17 protein-coding genes are annotated in these 18,631 nt (G+C 61.1%); 7 read left to right on the top strand and 10 right to left on the bottom strand.

The genetic code is table 11. The features are described from left to right. Positions 1–40 precede the first annotated feature (40 nt). A complete protein-coding gene (locus BLT65_RS25985; protein WP_042311467.1) occupies positions 41–946 on the top strand; it encodes a LysR family transcriptional regulator in 906 nt (301 codons plus the stop codon). Between the two features lie 96 nt (positions 947–1,042). Further along, positions 1,043–1,804, top strand: a complete 762-nt coding sequence (locus BLT65_RS25980; RefSeq protein ID WP_091782737.1) for a Fic family protein — start codon at positions 1,043–1,045, stop codon at positions 1,802–1,804. A gap of 6 nt (positions 1,805–1,810) precedes the next feature. Here the strand turns inward: BLT65_RS25980 and BLT65_RS25975 are convergent, their stop codons facing one another. Further along, the gene (locus BLT65_RS25975) at positions 1,811–3,187 is read right to left on the bottom strand and encodes a GntT/GntP/DsdX family permease (RefSeq protein WP_042311472.1); all 1,377 of its coding nucleotides are present in this window, start codon (positions 3,185–3,187) and stop codon (positions 1,811–1,813) included. 559 nt (positions 3,188–3,746) lie between these two features. On the opposite strand from BLT65_RS25975, the gene BLT65_RS25970 reads away from it, so the two are divergent. Then, positions 3,747–4,886 (top strand): porin, encoded by a 1,140-nt coding sequence (locus BLT65_RS25970; RefSeq protein ID WP_091782582.1) that lies wholly within the window; start codon positions 3,747–3,749, stop codon positions 4,884–4,886. A gap of 208 nt (positions 4,887–5,094) precedes the next feature. After that, the gene (locus BLT65_RS25965) at positions 5,095–5,550 is read left to right on the top strand and encodes a lipoprotein (RefSeq protein WP_091782579.1); all 456 of its coding nucleotides are present in this window, start codon (positions 5,095–5,097) and stop codon (positions 5,548–5,550) included. Positions 5,551–5,634: 84 nt separating this feature from the next. Here the strand turns inward: BLT65_RS25965 and BLT65_RS25960 are convergent, their stop codons facing one another. The 3 genes from BLT65_RS25960 to BLT65_RS25950 form a co-directional block, all read right to left on the bottom strand. Then, a complete protein-coding gene (locus BLT65_RS25960) occupies positions 5,635–6,294 on the bottom strand; it encodes a response regulator (protein WP_091782575.1) in 660 nt (219 codons plus the stop codon). Then, the gene (locus BLT65_RS25955; RefSeq protein ID WP_042311482.1) at positions 6,291–6,581 is read right to left on the bottom strand and encodes a DUF3303 domain-containing protein; all 291 of its coding nucleotides are present in this window, start codon (positions 6,579–6,581) and stop codon (positions 6,291–6,293) included. The genes BLT65_RS25960 and BLT65_RS25955 overlap by 4 nt, the downstream gene beginning before the upstream one ends. Before the next feature lie 186 nt (positions 6,582–6,767). Continuing rightward, positions 6,768–8,174 carry a sugar porter family MFS transporter gene (locus BLT65_RS25950; RefSeq protein WP_091782572.1) on the bottom strand — a complete coding sequence of 469 codons (1,407 nt, stop codon included), beginning with the start codon at positions 8,172–8,174 and terminating at the stop codon, positions 6,768–6,770. A 287-nt stretch (positions 8,175–8,461) separates the two neighbouring features. On the opposite strand from BLT65_RS25950, the gene BLT65_RS25945 reads away from it, so the two are divergent. Next, the gene (locus BLT65_RS25945) at positions 8,462–8,665 is read left to right on the top strand and encodes a DUF3563 family protein (protein ID WP_091782569.1); all 204 of its coding nucleotides are present in this window, start codon (positions 8,462–8,464) and stop codon (positions 8,663–8,665) included. Positions 8,666–8,913: 248 nt separating this feature from the next. On the opposite strand, the gene BLT65_RS25940 is transcribed toward BLT65_RS25945, so the two are convergent. From BLT65_RS25940 to BLT65_RS25925, 4 genes are all read right to left on the bottom strand, one after another. Then, positions 8,914–10,167 carry a multidrug effflux MFS transporter gene (locus BLT65_RS25940; protein WP_042311487.1) on the bottom strand — a complete coding sequence of 418 codons (1,254 nt, stop codon included), beginning with the start codon at positions 10,165–10,167 and terminating at the stop codon, positions 8,914–8,916. Between the two features lie 139 nt (positions 10,168–10,306). Further along, positions 10,307–11,311: an aldo/keto reductase gene (locus tag BLT65_RS25935; protein WP_091782566.1), complete on the bottom strand. Its 1,005-nt coding sequence runs from the start codon at positions 11,309–11,311 to the stop codon at positions 10,307–10,309. A gap of 17 nt (positions 11,312–11,328) precedes the next feature. Beyond that, positions 11,329–12,090, bottom strand: a complete 762-nt coding sequence (locus tag BLT65_RS25930; protein ID WP_091782563.1) for a glucose 1-dehydrogenase — start codon at positions 12,088–12,090, stop codon at positions 11,329–11,331. A 114-nt stretch (positions 12,091–12,204) separates the two neighbouring features. Continuing rightward, positions 12,205–13,098: a LysR family transcriptional regulator gene (locus tag BLT65_RS25925; RefSeq protein WP_091782560.1), complete on the bottom strand. Its 894-nt coding sequence runs from the start codon at positions 13,096–13,098 to the stop codon at positions 12,205–12,207. Positions 13,099–13,391: 293 nt separating this feature from the next. Here BLT65_RS25925 and BLT65_RS25920 point away from each other — a divergent pair, with 293 nt between their 5' ends. Continuing rightward, positions 13,392–14,111 (top strand): carboxymuconolactone decarboxylase family protein, encoded by a 720-nt coding sequence (locus BLT65_RS25920; protein WP_244186598.1) that lies wholly within the window; start codon positions 13,392–13,394, stop codon positions 14,109–14,111. 83 nt (positions 14,112–14,194) lie between these two features. Here BLT65_RS25920 and BLT65_RS25915 read toward each other — a convergent pair whose 3' ends face one another. Together BLT65_RS25915 and kdgD are read right to left on the bottom strand one after the other, a co-directional pair. Next, a complete protein-coding gene (locus tag BLT65_RS25915; protein ID WP_091782557.1) occupies positions 14,195–15,541 on the bottom strand; it encodes an MFS transporter in 1,347 nt (448 codons plus the stop codon). 95 nt (positions 15,542–15,636) lie between these two features. After that, positions 15,637–16,554 (bottom strand): 5-dehydro-4-deoxyglucarate dehydratase, encoded by a 918-nt coding sequence (gene kdgD, locus BLT65_RS25910; RefSeq protein ID WP_091782554.1) that lies wholly within the window; start codon positions 16,552–16,554, stop codon positions 15,637–15,639. Positions 16,555–16,762: 208 nt separating this feature from the next. On the opposite strand from kdgD, the gene garD reads away from it, so the two are divergent. Then, the gene (garD, locus tag BLT65_RS25905) at positions 16,763–18,349 is read left to right on the top strand and encodes a galactarate dehydratase (protein ID WP_042311501.1); all 1,587 of its coding nucleotides are present in this window, start codon (positions 16,763–16,765) and stop codon (positions 18,347–18,349) included. The last annotated feature ends 282 nt before the right edge of the window (positions 18,350–18,631 follow it).

Below are 18,631 nucleotides of genomic sequence, written 5' to 3'. Positions count from 1 at the left end.
AATATTTGCCACGAATCGTTGCCGAAACGGCAAAGCGGACATGGACAACACTGCACTGCGTTACTTTCTGGAAGTGGCCCGCAGCGGGTCGCTGAGCAAGGCTTCGGAGCGGCTCTTCGTCGCCGTATCGGCGTTGAGCCGGCAGATCGGCAAGCTCGAAGAGGAACTGGGCACGCCGTTATTCGAGCGGCGTCCGCGCGGGATGGTGCTGAGCGACGCGGGACGGATGCTGGCCGACTATGCGCGGCGCAGCCTGCTCGAAACCGAGCGCGTGGTCGGCGAGATTCGCGGGCTGGCCGAGGAGGGCCGCGCGACGATACGCGTCGCCAGTTCCGAAGGCGTCGCGCCGCATTTTCTGCCGCAGGTGTTTGCGCATTTTCTGAAGACGTATCCGTCGACGCATTTTCAGCTCGACGTCTCCGCGCCTTCCGTGGCGACGCAGCGGGTAAGAGAGGGGACGACCGATATCGCCGTGTGTTTCAGCCTTGCGCCGGAGAAGGAGATCAACGTGCATTATTCGCAGCGCGCGCCGATTTTCGCGCTGGTGCGGCGCGGCCATCCGCTTGCCGCGCGCGAGTCGGTGTCGTTGAAGGATCTGACGCCGTGGCCGCTTGCCATGGACAACCAGGGCGTGACGATCCGGCAGTTGTTCGATATTTCATGCAGCCTCGAAGGGCTGATCTTCGAGCCGGTGTTCGTCAGCAACTATCACGCGGCGCTGCAGAGCTTCGTGCGGCACACGGATGCCGTGACGCTGACGGGCTATCTGACGGTGCGCAGCCGGCTCGACGTCGATGGGCTTGCCGCTGTACCGATTACGAATGCGGAATTGCATCAGCGGACGCTGCAGGTTCAGACGATGGCGGGCCGCACGCTGCCGCACACGATGCAGGCGTTTCTCGAACTGTTGATGCAGGCGATCGAAGAGCCGGAGGTGGTGGATTGAGTGCGTTGTCGTATCGGACGTGCGGTGCAAGCGCGATGCTATGATCTGGCACATGCGAACTGCCGATACGACTTTCCCTTCGCGCCCATAAAGCAGATGACACTCCATCCTACCGTGCCATTCGAGGCAATCGATAACGACAAGTCGACGCTCGATGCGGCTCGTCCGTTGCCCAAGCACTCGCTCGCAACCTTGCGCGAGAAGCTGGCGCTTGAGTGGACGTATCACTCCAATGCTATCGAAGGTAATACGCTCACGCTGCGCGAGACCAAGGTAGTGCTGGAAGGAATCACAGTAGGTGGCAAGTCGCTTCGCGAGCATTTCGAAGCAACCAATCATCGCGATGCAATCCTGTTTGTCGAAGAGCTTGTCGCCAAACAGGAGCCATTGTCCGAGTGGCAAATCCGGAACATTCATGCGCTCGTTCTGAAGGGCATCGATGACGGCGAAGCCGGGCGATATCGCCAGGAGAATGTGGTGATTGCGGGTGCAAGCCCGACGCCGCCGGATTTTCTTCATCTGCCGGCGGAAATGGCGTCACTTATCGAGTGGTACGCGCAGGCGCAAGCGCTGCACGCCATCACGCGTGCAGCCGAATTGCACACGCGTTTCGTCAAGATTCATCCGTTCGTCGACGGAAACGGGCGTACGGCTCGTCTGTTACTGAATTTCGAGTTGATGAAGGCGGGCTATCCGCCGGCGATCATCCGTAAGGAAGATCGCCTTGCCTACTACGATGCGCTGGATGAGGCCTGCGTGAGCGGCGACTACAGTGCGATCACGTTACTGGTCGCGCAAGCCGTTCAGCGTTCGCTCGACACCTACCTGCAGGTGCTGGGCTTGCGTAGCGAACGCTGAGCTTCGTCAGCTCAACACACCCCACAACACCAACGTCCCCACCAGCCCAACCACCGACACGATAGTCTGCAAAATCGACCACACGAACACCGTCTGCTTCAGTTGCAGCCCGAAGTATTCGCGGACCATCCAGAAGCCCGCGTCGTTGACGTGGCAGAAGAACACCGAACCAGCACCGATGGCGAGCGCCATCAACGAATTGTGCGTCGCCGATAGCCCCACGACGACGGGCGCCACGATGCCCGCCGTCGTCGTGGTCGCAACCGTGGCCGAGCCCGTCGCCTGACGCAGCGCGACGGCGATCAGCCACGCGAGCAACAGCAGCGGCATGTGCGCGCCGACGGCGATCTTGCCGATCGTCGTGCTGATGCCCGCGGCGACGAGCGTCTGCTTCAGGCCGCCGCCCGCGCCGATGGTCAGCAGCAGCGCCGCGATGGGCGGCAGGCTCTTGCGCAGGATGCCGCCAACGCGATCGCGCGACATGCCACGCGACCAGCCGAGCGCGACGATCGCGAAGATCACGGTCAGCCCAAGCGCGATGATCGGCTCGCCGAGAAAGTCGAGTGTGTCGAACAGCAGCGTGTCTTTTGCAAGCGCGAGTTTCGCCACCGTGCGCCCGAGCATCAGCACGACGGGCATCAGAATCGTCACCAGCGATATGGCGAAGCCGGGCAGTTCGGTTTGCGTCGACGCGGCGCGAAACAGCTTGCCCATTTCTTCCGGCTCGGCGATCTGCATGCGCTTCGACAGCGCGATGCCATAGAGCGGACCCGCGAGAATCACCGCGGGAATCGCGACGATCAGCCCAAGGCCGAGCGTGATGCCGAGATCGGCATGCAGCGCGCTCACGGCGATCAGCGGACCCGGATGCGGCGGCAATAGCGCATGCAGCGTGGTCATGCCGGCCAGCGCGGGAATCGCGATACGCAGGATCGGCTGCTGCGAGCGGCGTGCCATCACGAAGATGATGGGCACCATCATCACGAGACCCACTTCGAAGAACAGCGGCAAGCCGATAATGATCGCGACGAGCGCCATCAGCCAGGGCAGGCGACGCGGTGTGGAGTGTTCGAGGATCGTCGACACGAGCCGGTCGGCCGCGCCCGAATCGGCCATCAGCGCGCCCAGCATCGCACCGAGCGCAATGATGATGCCGACGTCGCCGAGCAGCGCGCCCGCGCCTTTGCTGAACGAGCTCGCGACGACATCGAGCGGCAATTGCGCGGCGAAGCCCGCGGCGAACGTGCCGATCAGGATCGACAGGAACGGCGCGAGCTTGAGCGCGCTGATGAAGACGATGATGAGCGCAAGGCCAAGCGCGCACGAGAGAATGAGGCGTGTGTCGTGGGCGGACCACGGAGTCAGGGCGGCGGTGAGATGCACGGGATGTCTCTTTCGGTTCGAGCGTAGGTGGTGTTGTTGGAGGAATCGAAGGTGCGTGCTGGAAGCACGGCGGCTGGCGCAGAGCGACCGATGGTAACAGCGGCTGCTTTCAGATGCCTGCTGGCGGGCAAGGGCGTCAAGTATCGATGCGCGCAATGCCTGGATACCGGGCAAAAATCAATACGCGGATTTATCAATTATTTATTGACCGATTTAAACTGTCTTGAAATACGGCAATCCAATTTCATTGTCTTACCATTATAAGAATGAGAAAGATAAATATGCAACGCACAGCTTGCAGAGTTAATGGTCGATCCCATAAAATCCGCAGGCCTGTATTCCGAGAACAGCTAGAATTGGGCACTTGGGGCGCATCCGCGAGAGGGATGCGCGCCATTTCATATGAAGTCCTGCACCATCAAAATTACGAATGCCATTACAAGGAAGATTGAGAAAGCATTTAAAGGGTGGTTTAAACACAACGACAAAGTCGAAAAGCCGATTCAATCAGATATTCTCCGCGCCACGATAGCATTCGTTATCGGAAAATGGAGAAAAGATGAAAAAGCTCGTACTCTCGACCCTCTCGCTCGCATTGTTCGGCACGGCCGGTGCCGCGCACGCTCAAAATTCCGTCACGCTCTACGGCCTGCTCGATACGGGCCTGACGTACTCCAGCAATTCCGGCGGTCATAGCAACATCCAGCAGGCCAGCGGCATCCTGAACGGCAACCGCTGGGGCCTGCGTGGCTCGGAAGATCTCGGCAATGGTCTGAAGGCGATCTTCACTCTGGAAAGCGGCTTCAATCTGTCGACTGGCAACATGGGCCAGAACAGCCGCCTGTTCGGCCGCCAGGCATTCGTCGGCCTCGCGAGCAACCAGTACGGCTCGGTTACGCTCGGCCGCCAGTACGACAATCTCGTCGACAACCTGGGCCCGCTGTCGCTGAACGGCACGCAATACGGCGGCACGCTCGCCTCGCACCCGTACGACAACGACAACCTGAACAACTCGTTCCGCGTCAGCAACTCGGTCAAGTATCAGAGCGTCGATTACGCCGGCTTCAAGGTCGGCGCGATGTATGGCTTCTCGAACGAAGCGGACGGCTTCGCGGACAACCGCGCATATAGCGTCGGCGCGACGTATACGTTCGGCGGCCTGAAGGTTGCGGCGGCTTACCTGCAACTGAACGGCGCCGGCACGAGCAACTCGAGCGGCGCCGTGAGCAGCGACGCGACCTTCACGGCTTCGCGTCAACGCACGTACGGCGCGGGCGTCAGCTACGCGTTCGGCCCGGCTAACGTCGGCTTCGTGTTCACGCAGACGCAGCTCGCGAACGCAACGTCGATCGGCGCAACGGCGTCGGGCACGTCGAGCGGCTTCACGTTGAACGGCTCGGGCGCGCACTTCACCAACTTCGAACTGAACGGCCGTTACGCACTCACGCCGGCATTGACGCTGTCGGGTGCGTACACGTACACGGATGCAAGCCTGCAAGGCGTCGATCCGAAGTACCACCAGCTCACGCTGCAAACGGACTACGCGCTGTCCAAGCGCACCGATGTGTATGCTGAAGCGGCGTATCAGCACGTCGGCAGCACGGGCAGCTCGGGCATTACCGCGCATATCGTCGGCGTAAGCGCGTCGTCGACGGATTCGCAAGTGGTTGGCACCGTGGGTATTCGCCACCGCTTCTAAGCGGCAACGTCCAGGCGATATTCGCTGCGCGTGATGCACGGGACGCCGTGATATCGCGCGCCGGGTTTCGTCGGCCGATCTGCGACCGCGCGTTCCCTGTGAGTGGGGCGCGCGTTTTTGCATTTCGGGCGGGCAGCCGAACGGATCTGCGATTGCCCAGGACACGCAGCTATAATCGCGCTCGACCGTCGCAAAGGAAGCCCCGCTCGTGAAAAAAATCCATGTCGTTGCGCTCGCCGCGCTCGTGCTCGCCGGATGCTCGTCTGCCGAAAAGGAGGCGCGCCAGGCCCAGGAATACTCGAATAACGAAACCAGCCTTGCCGCTGCGCAGCGCAATGCGGCCGTCACCTGCGACGGCGCGCAGTGCGATGCCGCATGGGTGGCGACGAAGCGCTACGTCGAGCAGCATTCCGATACATCCGTCACGCGCGCGGACGCCGTGGCGATCGAAACCGATGTGCCTTACAGTTCGGGCAAGGTGTCGTTCTCGGCGACACGCGTCGCGAGACCGGGTGGCGCGACGCTCACGCTGTTTGCGCAGTGTCGGGGCATGTATGGTCCCGACAACGCGAAGGGCTCGGATTATGACGACTGCGCAAGCAAGATCCTGAAAACGCAGAATGGGTACGTCGCGTTTATCAGGAAGCAGATGGCGGCGCAGTAAGTCGCGCTGATCCGGCGGCGCGCGCAGGCCGGTTGCGGCATGTCGTCGAGCAGGGCAGTTGCGTGGACAACGCACGCGTCGCACTCACAGTTCTTCGCTGTCGCCGAAAAGTTTGTGGCGCATCGCATAACGCACCAGCGCCGCGGCGTGCGGCATGTGCATCTTCTCCAGAATACGCGCCTTGTAGGTGCTGACGGTCTTCGTGCTCACGCATAGCTGGGCTGCAATCTCACCGATCGTTTCACCTGCCGTGATGCGCCGGAATACGTCGAGTTCCCGGTCGCTCAAACATTGATGCGGCAGCGTATCGGGTGGCTCATGAAGATTGAGTGCAAACCGCTCGGCCATCGCGAGACTCATGTATACGCCGCCGTTCGCGATCTTGGTCAAAGCGCTCACGAGTTCACTGCTCGCACTTTCCTTGGTGAGGTAGCCGGATGCGCCGGCCTTGAACGCGCGGACTGCGTACTGGTGCTCGCCGTGCATCGTCAGCACGAGAATGCGGAGCGCGGGTTCGATGTCCTTGACGACGCGGATCACCTCGATACCGTTGCGGTCCGGCATCGACAGGTCGAGTATCAGGATCTGCGCTTGCGTCGAGCGCACCAGCTCGATCGTGCCGGCGGCATTGGCCGCTTCGCCGACGACTTCGAAACTCGGGCAACTGTTCAGGATCTGACGAAGGGCTTCGCGTATCAGCGCGTGATCGTCGGCGAGGAGGATGCGGATCGCGGGCGATGTCATAGTGGGGCGTCGTCGGGCACGGTTGCGAGCGTTGCCTCCCATTCTTCGCGGGACAGTGCCGGGGTCACGGTAAAGCGGACGAGATTGCCATATCTGGCGATCTGCACCGCGATATCGCGCGCATCGTCGGCTTCCACGATTCCAACGCCTTCGGGCTCGCCAACCGCATACCATGCGTCAAGTACCTTCAACCCGGCGGGACGCAGCGCCTCGACTTCCTTTCTTCGCTGACCTGTTTCGAACGGTGTCACACCCGGATTTCTGACCCAATGCACGATGAATTTCATGGCGTCGCTCCTGGTTGGTGTCCGCGTCGTGTGGGGTGGCGCGCGCGTTGTTTCCTTTACTTTAGTACTTCGCGCGGCGCAGATCGACGGGATGCCAGTTCAGACGCTACCTCACCAGGATCTGACCGCCGAACGATGACCACGCACGCCAATGGTGAGTGCCCGGCGGCCGCTTCGAGCCACTCGTCAGTTCCCCTTGCCCAGATCACGCAGGCGCTTGCCAGCCATCAGGTCGTTACCCAGCTTCTCGAGCGAGACGCCGCGAGTCTCGGGTACATAAAAGAACACCACGATCGCGAAGATCACGTTGAGGACGGCATAGAGCACGAAGGTGTTGGCTTCGCCAACCGTGGACAACAGGCTGAGGAACGTGGCCGCGACGGCCATGTTGGCCACCCAGTTGACCAGGGTCGAGACAGCGATGCCGAAGTCCCGTCCCTGCTGGGGTTGAATCTCCGAGCAGAGAATCCACACGAGCGGACCAGCGGACATGGCGAAGCCTGCGATGAAAAGCAGCAGTGCCGCAACGGCCAGAATCTGTGCCGTGAGACCTGCCACACCGGCATGCAGCAGAAACCCGAGCGAGCACATCCCGAATGCCATGACCGCGCATCCTGCATAGAGAATCGGCTTGCGGCCCCAACGATCGACGAAGGCGATCGCGCCAAACGTTGCCACGACGTTGACGAGGCCGACGATGACGGTAGCCCACAATTGCTGTTCATGGGTGCCGAAACCGGCCAGCTCGAAAATGCGCGGCGCGTAGTACATCACGACGTTGATGCCGGTGAGTTGCTGGAAGACCTGCAGCACGATGCCGAGCAGCACGGAACGACGAAAGTTCGGGTTCTTCCGCAGCAGGCTCCATCCGCGCTGGGGTCGCGTGTTGTCCTCGGTGACCTGTGCGAGTTCGGCTTGAACGTCAGCCGGATTGCCGTGCAGGCGCTCAAGGACGGCGCGAGCTTCCGCTGCCCGGTTGCGCTGAAGCAGCCAGCGCGGACTGTCGGGGAGGGCGAGAACGCCGGCCAGGAAGAACGCAGCGGGGATCGCGATAACGCCCAGCATCCAGCGCCAGTCGGCCACGTAGGAAAGCCCGATGTTCGACAGGAAGGCCGCCAGAATCCCGACTGTAATCATCAGTTGATACGTGGAGATCATGGCCCCGCGCACCTGTCGTGGCGCCACCTCCGAAAGGTATAGCGGCGCCGTGAAGGACGCCATGCCGACCGCAAGGCCGAGCAGCAAGCGCGCTCCGATCAGATCGGCCGGGCTGCCCGCGAACCCCGACCATAGCGAGCCCACGATGAACAGTACCGCCGCCAGCGCAAGCGCGTAGCGGCGTCCGAGCCGCCACGACAGCCAGCCGGCACCCAATGCGCCGATCGCCGCGCCAACCATCATCGAACTGACGATCCATTCCTGCGCACGGTCGTTCAGAACGAAATGCTTCGCGATAAAGGGCAGGGCGCCTGAAATCACGCCGATGTCGAGACCGAACAGCAGGCCGGCGAGCGCTGCCATGAGGCAGACGAAGAGGCCATAGCGTTTGGATCTCGAATGGGTGGGGGCGATGGTGTCGGCGAGAGTGCTCATTTGATGTGTCTCCAGGGTGCTTCTCATACCAGTCACGGTCACGGGCGGGCGCTTACGCATCAATCGCCCATCTGTGTCCATGATCGAATATGAGAATTAGCGCTGGATGAGGGCACTGAATCCTTTCCGTCCTTCGCAATGCTCATTCGAAGCTAATTCACGGGACTTAATCTGCTTCACATCAGCGGTGCATGTGAAGCGGGTTCACCGACCCCATGTCATGTGCGCTGTGTCGGGTGGTGACGCAATACGGCGAACGCCGCCTTTCATACGACAAGGAGCACATCATGTTTGCACGTCTTTCCCACTTCCTCGGAAACATGGTTTCCAGCCACGACGTTTCTTCGCACGCCGACTATCTCGCGTCGTCGAGCGATCTGGCTGATCTCGAACGCCGCATGCGGCAGGTCGATGAGGAAGACCACGCGTACCGCATGCCGTTTTGCGGAGCCGTATCTCGCGATCAAAATTCGTTTGGTTCGAAGCATTGAGGGCTGGAGATAGCGCATTTCCGTGCTTGCGGGAATCATTCGGTGCGTGCGGTTGCATGCGCCTATGGCAGATCATTGAGTCGTTGAAGTATCGCGGCTAACGCGGCTGAGAGGCAGGTCGAATCGTCCTCACGGCCGCGCCTCGTTGGCGAAGTTCGATGCGGCGCTCCAGCGATGTGGTGTGGCGTTTGAGCGGGCAGCGTAGAGACGTCACCGCGAGTCAAACGCTACGCCCAACCCGCTGCGCGTCAGGCGACGGTATTCGCACATGTTTGCTTCACGTTTTCGCGCGGCACGAGAAGGCGCGTCGAGAGCCAGCAGCCGATGCCCATCAACGCAATGACGTACGCCATCGGGCGGGGCGTGCCGTCCGCAAGGAAACCGATCAACGCCGACCCCGCGATACCGGCGCCATACTGTATCGAGCCGATCAGTGCAGAGACGGCGCCTGCGCGCTCGGGGCAAGCGCCAAGCGCACCCGCGATTGCATTGGCGTTGATGAACCCGTTGGTCGAGACGAAAAGGAAGAGCGGTAGCACGAGGCCGATCAGGCCGCCCCATCCCGATCCCGCATCGAACGCGAGGAGAGCACCCGCGAGCCCGGCTACGATTGCGCCAAAACGCATCAGACGATCGCTGCCAAAACGCGCGACGAGCCGGGCGTTGATCTGGTTGGTGATCATGATGCCGACGATTCCCGCAGCGAACAGCACGCCGTAGTGCTGCGGCGACACGTGATGGTAGGTGATGTAGGCGAACGGCGTACCCGCAACATAAGCAAAGATGCCGCCGTAAAAAAATCCTACGCTCACGGAGTATCCGAGCACGCTTCGATTGCGCAACAGGCTGGCATAACCGGCAAGTGAGTTCCCGAGTGGGCCGCGAATGCGACGCTCGCCGGGCAAGGTCTCAGGGAGGCAGTAAAGCCCTGCGAGCGTCGCGATACCGACGGCGACGAGTACCCAGAAGATCGCCCGCCATGACGCAACGTGGAGAATCAAGCCGCCGACGCTCGGTCCTATCAACGGTGCAACGGCCATGACGGTCATCAGGGTCGACATCATTTGCGCGGCGCGTACACCGCTGTACAGATCGCGCACCATTGCGCGGGAAATGACCACGCTCGCGCATGCGCCGACTGCTTGCAGCACCCGCCAGCCGATGAGGGTGTGTGCGTCCCCCGATATCGCGCAGCCAGCGGAGCCGAAGATAAAAAGAACAAGGCCGATCGCGACGGGTAACCGGCGGCCGTGACGATCGCTGACAGGTCCCCACAAAAGCTGGCCCAGGCTGAAGCCAATGAGATAACCGGAGATCGTCAGTTGCAGCGTGCCGGGGTCGGAGTGGAGCGCATCGGCCATGGCCGGCAACGCGGGAAGGTACAGGTCCGTCGAGATCGACGCGAAGGCCATCAGCGTACTGAGGATCAGCAGCGTCCGCACGCGATGATGTTGCGCATCATGCTTCGTGGCAGCGGCGGTCGATTGATGGTCTGTTGGCATGATGGGAGGCGGTGGCGATACCTGGCAATAGTATGTGCTACATGAGAAGCGTGACGTGCCAGTCGCGTCCGTCAGTAAGCGGCGCGATGCTCCGGGCGTAGTCGAATGCCTCGGCAATCGCCGCTGACGGACTACGCACCTAGCGCGCCCGGCGACCTTCGACCGGGTAGCCGGGATCCGTGTAACCCGGCGTCGACGCGTGTCCAGGCGGCACCAGGCTATCGACGAACGTTTCGTCGTTGGGTCCGAGTTGCAGTTTCAGCGCCTCGATATAGCTGTCCCAATGCGCTTCCGTACGCGGACCCGCAATCGCCGCACTGACGAGCCGATTCTTGAGCACCCACGCCAGCGCGAACGCGATCGACGTCGTGCCGCGCCCGGCGGCGTGGGCCGCTACCTTTTGCGCAATCGCCAGCGACTCCGGCCGCCATTCCGTCTGCTGGATGCGCTTGTCGCCGCGGCCCGCCCGCGTGTCTGAGGGCGGGGGAGCATCCACGGCATACTTGCCCGTCAGCACGCCACGGGCGAGTGGGCTATACGAGACGATACCCACGCCGTAGTGCGCCGCCGCCGGCAACTGTTCAACCTCGGCGGTACGGTCCACCAGGTTGTAAAGCGGCTCGCTCGCAACCGGCCGGTCGATGCCGAGCTGATCCGCAAGCCGCACGATCTCGGCGATGCGCCAGCCACGGAAGTTCGACACGCCGAAGTAGCGCACTTTGCCCTGACGGATCAGATCGCCAATCGCACGCACGCCTTCTTCAAGCGGTGCATCGAGCAACGCGCGGTGAAAGTACAGAAGGTCGATGTAGTCGGTGCCCAGGCGTTTGAGGCTCGCCTCGACCGACTGCATGATCCACTTGCGCGACTGTCCCTGTTCATTTGGACCTTGCGTGGTCGGATAGCCGAACTTCGTCGCGACCACCCAGCTATCGCGGCGCTCGGCGATCGCACGGCCGACGATTTCTTCCGAGCGGCCGGCGTGATAGACATCAGCCGTATCGATGAAATTGATGCCTTGATCGAACGCCTTGTCGATGATGCGTTTCGAAGTCGCTTCGTCGGTTTCGCCGCCGAACATCATCGCGCCCAAACACAAGGGCGAAACCTTGAGGGCGCTGCGGCCCAGATATCCGTATTCCATGTCGTGCTCCTTTTGATTTAACGGGCGGTGTAGCCGCCATCGACGGCGAGTGCGTGACCGATCACGAAACTCGCGCCTGGGCTGCACAACCAGAGCACTGCCGCGGCGATCTCATCGGGCCGTCCGAGCCGGCCGATGGGCTGCTCCTTCATGAGTTCTTGCATCGCTTCGGGCTCGCGCTCCAGCATGTCCGCGACCATCGGGGTTTCGATGATGCCGGGGCACACGGCGTTGATGCGGATGCCTCTCGCTGCGTATTCGAGCGCGGCGCTTTTCGTGAGTCCGATGACGCCATGCTTCGATGCGTGATACACGCCACGGCCTGCAATGCCCACGAGCCCGCCGAGCGACGAGCAGTTGACGATCGCACCGCTTCCCTGTTCGCGCATCTGCAGCAGTTCGTATTTCATGCAGTTCCACACGCCGCGCAGGTTCACGCCGTGTACGCGTTCAAACTCGTCGCCGCTGGCGTCGGCCGTTTCGGCGACAGGGCTGTTGATGCCTGCGTTGTTGTACGCCGCATCGAGACGTCCGTAGGTGGCGACAGTCAGATCGACCATCGCTTTGACTTGCGCCTCGTCGGCAACGTTGCAGTGGACGGCGAGCGCCTGATGCCCCGAAGCGACAAGCCGGGCTGCTGCCGCTTCAACCGCGCCTTCGTCGACATCCGCGAGTACGACGCAAGCGCCTTCGGCGGCAAATGCCCGTGCTGCGGCAAGTCCCAGTCCTGAACCCGCGCCTGTCACCAGCGCGACCTTCCCTTGAAACATTCCGTCCATGTCCGTCTCACCTGAATGCTGACCAGGTGAAATGATAGGAATTGACGGTCTATCGATAAAGACCGTAAAACCGCAAGATCTTATGCACCTCATTCATGAATCAAGCGACCGCGTTCAGGGGCTGTAGCGGAGCGCATCGATCACCACCTTCATCGCGCGCGAGGACTGGCGGCGGCTTGCGTAATACGCATGGAGGCCGGCGAATGTCGGCGACCAGTCTTCGAGCACGCAGACAAGGCGGCCCGCTGTGATATGCGGCTGAGCGATGTCTGCCGGAATGTAGGCGAGTCCATAACCCGACAAGGCCGCATCAAGCATCTGATAGGTGCCATTGAAGGCAAGTTGCCCCTCTACACGCACCTGAATCTCCCGCTTTCCTTTCTTTAGCTCCCATGCGTAGAAGCCGCCATGTGTAGGTAGACGCAGGTTGATGCAATTGTGAGCGATCAGGTCTTGCGGTGTCCTGGGGGCCGCGTGCTTTTGCAGGTAAGCGGGCGTGCCGACGACGGCCATGCGCATGTCGGGGCCGACACGGACGGCGATCATGTCCTTCGCGACCTGATCGCCGTTGCGAACGCCGATGTCATAGCGATCCGCGACGATATCGGTGAGACCGTAGTCGGTGATGATTTCGACCTTGATCTCAGGATAGCGACGAAGCACTTTAGACAGCCTTGGCCAGAGGATGGTCCTGGTCGCATAGTCGGTTGCTGTGATGCGGATCGTGCCCGTCGGCATGTCGCGAAGTTCGGTGACGGCGGCCAGTTCGGCCTCGATTTCCTCGAAACGAGGCGCGACGGTCTCGAGCAGCCGCTCGCCGGCCTCGGTCGGGGCGACGCTGCGCGTCGTGCGGGTCAGCAGCCGAAGGCCGAGCCGCGTTTCGAGCGCCCGGATCGTGTGGCTCAACGCTGATTGCGAGACACCCAGTTGCGCGGCGGCGCGCGTGAAACTGCGCTCGCGCGCGACGGCGATGAACGCAAGCAGGTCGTTGAAATTTTCGCGTGGCATTGATGAACCCGTTTCATAGGTGTATGCCGATTTTAGCGCCTAGTCAGACGAGGTATGGCTGGATATCTTTGTAGGGTTCGTGTTGGCTCGAACGTTCAATGGATGGAGAAGGTGAGCGACGAGCAATACGACCAATGACGCAAGGTCCCGATTGTCCGCCAGACCTTGATTCGGCATACCGATGCAAGTTCTCCGCTCGCGCAAGGAAATCACACGTGAACAGGTTCGTCATATTGCTTGCGTCGTTTTGCCTGACGCTTTCCGCCTGTTCGCATATGCAAAGGAATATCAGCATGGAAAAAAGCCATTCGCTTTCCCCCGTTCCGACGCTCGAGGACGTGCATGCCGTCTCGCCCGCGCTCGAAAACTATACGACAGGTGCCCTTCTCGGAAATGTTTGGAAGCGTCCACAATTGTCGCCGCGCGATCGCAGCATCGTGACGCTGTCAGTACTGATCGCACGCAATCAGACCGTCGAATTGCCGTACCACCTCAACCTCGCACTCGACAACGGCGTAAAGCCTGGTGAGATCTCGGAGATCATCACGCATCTTGCGTTTTACTCGGGCTGGGCCAATGCGACATCGGCGGTCGGCGTCACGAAGGCTGTGTTCGACCAGCGCGGCATCAAGGCAGATCAAATACCGCCTGCCACGGGCAAGATGCTGCCGCTCGACGAAGCCGCTGAGGCGAAGCGAGCGAGCGCCGTGCAGCAAAATTTCGGCGCCGTCGCGCCGGGCGTCGTGCAATTCACGACCGATGTGCTGTTCCGGGATCTCTGGTTGCGTCCCGGTCTCGCGCCACGCGACCGCAGTCTGGTGACGGTCAGCGCGCTCGTCGCCACGGGGCAGGTTGCGCAGATCACCTATCACCTCAATCGTGCGATGGATAACGGCCTGACCAGAGATGAAGCGTCGGAGGCGATGACGCAACTCGCTTTCTATGCCGGTTGGCCTAACGTGTTTTCCGCGCTGCCGGTGGTCAAGGACGTCTTTGAGAAGCGTGCTCAGTGAGCGGCTGCCTTAAAAAGCCCGCAGCCACGCGGGCTTTTTGTCTAACGCTATGCGAGGTTCATCAACGTGCTGAACACGCGGACCTACGACGGGCTCAATTCGACGCGCCTGATATCCCTGACAATCACGAGATAACTGAAGATGGTTATCAGCGCGTTGACACCCACAAACGCGAGGGCGCCGTTGAACGATCCCGACTGGGCAACCAGATAGCCGATCACAATAGGCGTGACGATCCCCGCCATGTTGCCGAACATGTTGAAGATGGAGCCCGAAAGTCCGATGGCCTCCTTCGGCGACGTATCTGCAACGACTGCCCATCCCAATGCGCCCAGGCCTTTGCCAAAGAACGCCAGCGACATCAACGCGACCACCAGCCAATCCGTGTCGACGTAGTTGCATCCGATGATGCAGGCCGACAGCAGCATGCCGCCGACAATCGGCACCTTGCGGGCGACCGTCAGTGAATGACCGTGGCGAATCATGGTGTCCGACAGAACGCCACCGAGCACACCGCCGAGAAAGCCACAGATTGCAGGCAGCGATGCGACGAGACCCGCTTGCAGGATGGTCATGCCACGCGCCTGCACGAGGTAGATCGGGAACCACGTGAGAAAGAAGTAGGTGAGCACGTTGATGCAGAACTGCGCGAGATAGACGCCGAGCAACATCCGGTTAGTCAGCAATTGCCGCATGACAGACCAGCGTGCATGGCCACCATGTGAACCTGCCGCTGTCTGGTGCCCGTGAATCAGACCGCCTCCCTGCTCGATATGTTCGAGTTCGGACCTGTTGACGCCAGGATGATTGGCGGGGTTCTTCATTACCTTCAACCACGTCAACGCCAGCAGGAACCCCGCGAGACCCATCACGATATACACGTGATGCCAGCCAAATGCATGGGTGAGCCACGCCATCAATGGAGTGAAGATGACGGCCGCAAAATATTGCGCGGAGTTAAAAATTGCCGATGCCGTGCCACGTTCCTTGGTAGGAAACCAGCTGGCAACAACCTTCGCGTTGGCGGGGAAGGCAGGTGCTTCGGCCGCGCCCATCACGAAGCGTAAGACGAACAGTGCCGTTACGGCCGCCGCGCCACTGCCGAGCACGCCGATCGTACTCTGCAGCAATGTGAAGAGCGACCACAGGAAGATACTCGCCGCATACACGCGACGCGCGCCGAAGCGATCGAGCAGCCATCCGGCCGGCACTTGCGAGAGCACATAGGCCCAACTGAACGCCGAAAAGATGTAGCCCATCCGGATCGCGTCGAAGCCGAACTCGGCGCGCATCGCCGAGCCGGTGACTGACAGCGTCGCCCGGTCGGCGTAATTGAAGGTGGTGATCGCAAAGATCAGCAGCAGGATGACGTAGCGAATACGCGTGGGTGCCACGACGTCCGCCGGGTTCGCAGTACGGCTTATCGCCATGATGTCTCCTCTTGATTGCGGTGCGCGAGGCGCCCTGGCTGCCGGCTCATGCGGTAGCCGTCCAGTGCCGCCCCGCGTGTCTCCTTCACGAGCGCTTATTGCGCGCCGAGCTTGCGGATCAATGCGTCGAGTTGCGCGTGCTCTTCTTCAGTCAGGTCCGTAAGCGGCGCGCGCACGGGACCCGCATCGCGGCCAACGAGTTTGGCCCCCGCCTTCACGATGCTCACCGCGTAACCCGCACGACGGTTGCGGATGGCCAGATACGGCAGGAAGAATTCGTCGAGCAGCCGGTCAGTGGTGGCGTGATCGTTAGCGGCGATCGCGCGATAGAACTCCATGGCCGTTTTCGGAATGAAGTTGAAGACGGCCGACGAGTACACGGGCACGCCAAGGGCCTTGTACGCTGCCGCGTAGACTTCCGCCGTCGGCAGGCCGCCTAGATAGGAAAAGCGGTCGCCGAGCCGGCGCCGGATCGACACCATGCTCTCGATGTCGCCCACTCCATCCTTGAAGCCAATCAGGTTCGGGCACTTGTCCGCGAGTTGCGCCAGCGTCTCGGCGTTCAGCCTGGAATTGGCGCGGTTATAAATGATCACGCCCATGTCCGGAACCGACTTGCACACCTGTTCAGCGTGCAGGGCAATGCCCTCCTGCGACGCTTCAGTGAGGTAGTGCGGCATCAGCAGGATGCCGTTCGCACCTTTGCGCTGTGCCTCCTGCGCGAAGGCAATGGCGGTGCGGGTGGGTCCGCCAGCGCCGGCGAGAATCGGCACCTTGCCCTTGCAGACTTCCGTCGCCGTATGCACGACGTTCGAGTACTCGCTGTGCGTCAGCGAGAAGAATTCGCCCGTGCCGCCCGCGACGAACAATGCCGATGCGCCATAGGGCGCCAGCCATTCGAGGCGCTGCGCGTAAGTGTCGGCGCGGAAATCGCCGTTCGCGTCGAAGTCGGTGACGGGGAAGGAAAGCAGGCCTTCGGAAACAATCTGCTTGAGCTCTTGGGGTGTCGTCATAATCTAGTCTGTCAGAGTGTGTTGTTAGACATGTGTGTGTCGATCTGTGAAGTGATCGTACAACTGTGAACCGACAGAATCAAACAAAATCCTTGATTTCAGGCTATTTAGAGGGTTTACACGTAGCCACATATCAGGCGTTTGTTGTACGATGACGTCTAAAGTTGTTTGACGAAATGTTGGCGTCGAACCGTTCGAGTTGAAGGCAATGAAACAGTCTCCGCTTTACATTCGCGTACACCCCGATGACAACGTCGCGATCGTTGTCAATGACGGCGGTCTGGACCGTGGCGCCGTTTTTTCTGACGGCCTGACTTTGTGCGAGCGTGTTCCGCAGGGGCACAAGGTCGCGCTTCAGGATCTGGCTGAAGGCGACGCCGTCGTGCGCTACAACGTGGTCATCGGGTATGCGCTCAAGGCGATCCCGAAGGGCAGCTGGGTGAACGAGCACGTCATCCGGATGCCGACACCGCCCGCTCTGGACGATCTGCCCATTGCGACGATCAAGGCCCCCGACATGCAACCGCTAGAGGGCTACACGTTCGAGGGCTATCGCAATGCTGATGGTTCGGTCGGTACGCGCAACATTCTCGCGATCACGACGACGGTGCAGTGTGTCGCCGATGTGGTTCAACACGCGGTGACCCGCATCAAGGCCGAGCTGTTACCGAACTACCCGAACGTGGACGATGTCGTGAGTCTCGGGCACACGTACGGATGTGGCGTCGCGATCGATGCACCCGACGCGATGGTGCCCATCCGCACAGTGCGCAACATCAGCCTGAATCCGAACTTCGGCGGTGAAGTCATGATGGTGAGCCTCGGTTGCGAGAAACTGCAGCCCGAGCGCCTCATGCCGCCCGGCACGATTCCGATTTCAACGGTCGCGGACGAGGTTGCGGATATCGGCGATCTTTCGACAGAGTCGGGCAACGGCGACGTGGTCACCTTGCAGGACGAATCGCACGTCGGCTTCCAGTCGATGATCGATTCGATCATGAAGATGGCCGAAGGGCACCTGAAGCGGCTCGACAATCGACGTCGGGAAACCTGTCCGGCGTCCGATCTCGTGCTCGGCGTCCAGTGCGGCGGCAGCGACGCGTTTTCCGGACTCACAGCCAACCCTGCCGTTGGTTTCGCAACGGACCTGCTGGTTCGCGCGGGCGCCACGGTGATGTTCTCTGAAGTGACGGAAGTACGCGACGGCGTCGGGCAACTTACGGCTCGCGCGGCCAATGCCGATGTCGCGGCAGCCATCATCCGCGAAATGCAGTGGTACGACAGTTACCTCAAGCGCGGCGGCGCGGATCGCAGCGCTAACACGACGCCCGGCAACAAGAAAGGCGGCTTGTCGAATATCGTTGAAAAGGCCATGGGCTCGATCATCAAGTCGGGCAATTCGGCGATCTCCGGCGTTCTCTCGCCGGGCGAGAAGGCCACGCAAAAAGGCTTGATCTACGCGGCAACGCCTGCAAGCGATTTCATTTGCGGCACGCTGCAGGTCGCTGCCGGCATCAATCTGCACGTCTTTACCACGGGCCGCGGCACGCCTTATAGCCTCGCGGAAGTGCCGGTGATCAAGGTCGCCACGCGCTCGGACCTCGCACGCCGCTGGTTCGACCTGATGGACATCAACGCTGGCACGATCGCAACCGGCGATACAACGATCGAAGACGTGGGCTGGGAACTGTTCCACCTGATGCTCGAGGTTGCAAGCGGGCGGAAAAAGACCTGCGCCGAAGCGCTCAAGCTTCATAACGCACTCGTTCTTTTCAATCCCGCGCCGGTGACGTGATCGCAGACACGGCGGGGACGAGATGGGGGCGCCGGCAACGTATCGGTGGGGCGCTCGAAGCACTACACCGATGGCCCCAAAAAGCCATGTGCGTGCGCCATCGCGATCGATAAACAGAAGGGGACATGACGTCCCGTTATCGTCGTTGCCGTATTGCTCTTTTTCGCTGGGATGCTGAACTGTGCTGGTGAGCGCGTTAGCGGCGCTTGTTCTTTCGCGAGCGATGCATCCAGTTTGCACTTGGTCCCGGATACAGTACTGTAAGGCGGGTAGGGCGCCAAC

The sequence above is a fragment of the Paraburkholderia steynii genome, assembly GCF_900100565.1.
Classification (GTDB): domain Bacteria; phylum Pseudomonadota; class Gammaproteobacteria; order Burkholderiales; family Burkholderiaceae; genus Paraburkholderia; species Paraburkholderia terrae.
Note: the sequence above shows the minus strand (reverse complement) of the source record. Positions and strands in the feature narration are given on the sequence as shown.

Excerpts from the sequence above, each read along its gene's own strand:
- BLT65_RS25970 (WP_091782582.1), top strand. The coding sequence starts at position 3,747 with ATGAAAAAGCTCGTACTCTCGACCCTCTCGCTCGCATTGTTCGGCACG.
- BLT65_RS25920 (WP_244186598.1), top strand. The coding sequence starts at position 13,392 with ATGGAAAAAAGCCATTCGCTTTCCCCCGTTCCGACGCTCGAGGACGTG.
- BLT65_RS25980 (WP_091782737.1), top strand. The coding sequence starts at position 1,043 with ATGACACTCCATCCTACCGTGCCATTCGAGGCAATCGATAACGACAAG.
- BLT65_RS25915 (WP_091782557.1), bottom strand. The coding sequence starts at position 15,541 with ATGGCGATAAGCCGTACTGCGAACCCGGCGGACGTCGTGGCACCCACG.
- garD (WP_042311501.1), top strand. The coding sequence starts at position 16,763 with ATGAAACAGTCTCCGCTTTACATTCGCGTACACCCCGATGACAACGTC.
- kdgD (WP_091782554.1), bottom strand. The coding sequence starts at position 16,554 with ATGACGACACCCCAAGAGCTCAAGCAGATTGTTTCCGAAGGCCTGCTT.
- BLT65_RS25935 (WP_091782566.1), bottom strand. The coding sequence starts at position 11,311 with ATGGAATACGGATATCTGGGCCGCAGCGCCCTCAAGGTTTCGCCCTTG.
- BLT65_RS25940 (WP_042311487.1), bottom strand. The coding sequence starts at position 10,167 with ATGCCAACAGACCATCAATCGACCGCCGCTGCCACGAAGCATGATGCG.
- BLT65_RS25955 (WP_042311482.1), bottom strand. The coding sequence starts at position 6,581 with ATGAAATTCATCGTGCATTGGGTCAGAAATCCGGGTGTGACACCGTTC.
- BLT65_RS25985 (WP_042311467.1), top strand. The coding sequence starts at position 41 with ATGGACAACACTGCACTGCGTTACTTTCTGGAAGTGGCCCGCAGCGGG.
- BLT65_RS25960 (WP_091782575.1), bottom strand. The coding sequence starts at position 6,294 with ATGACATCGCCCGCGATCCGCATCCTCCTCGCCGACGATCACGCGCTG.
- BLT65_RS25930 (WP_091782563.1), bottom strand. The coding sequence starts at position 12,090 with ATGGACGGAATGTTTCAAGGGAAGGTCGCGCTGGTGACAGGCGCGGGT.
- BLT65_RS25950 (WP_091782572.1), bottom strand. The coding sequence starts at position 8,174 with ATGAGCACTCTCGCCGACACCATCGCCCCCACCCATTCGAGATCCAAA.
- BLT65_RS25925 (WP_091782560.1), bottom strand. The coding sequence starts at position 13,098 with ATGCCACGCGAAAATTTCAACGACCTGCTTGCGTTCATCGCCGTCGCG.
- BLT65_RS25945 (WP_091782569.1), top strand. The coding sequence starts at position 8,462 with ATGTTTGCACGTCTTTCCCACTTCCTCGGAAACATGGTTTCCAGCCAC.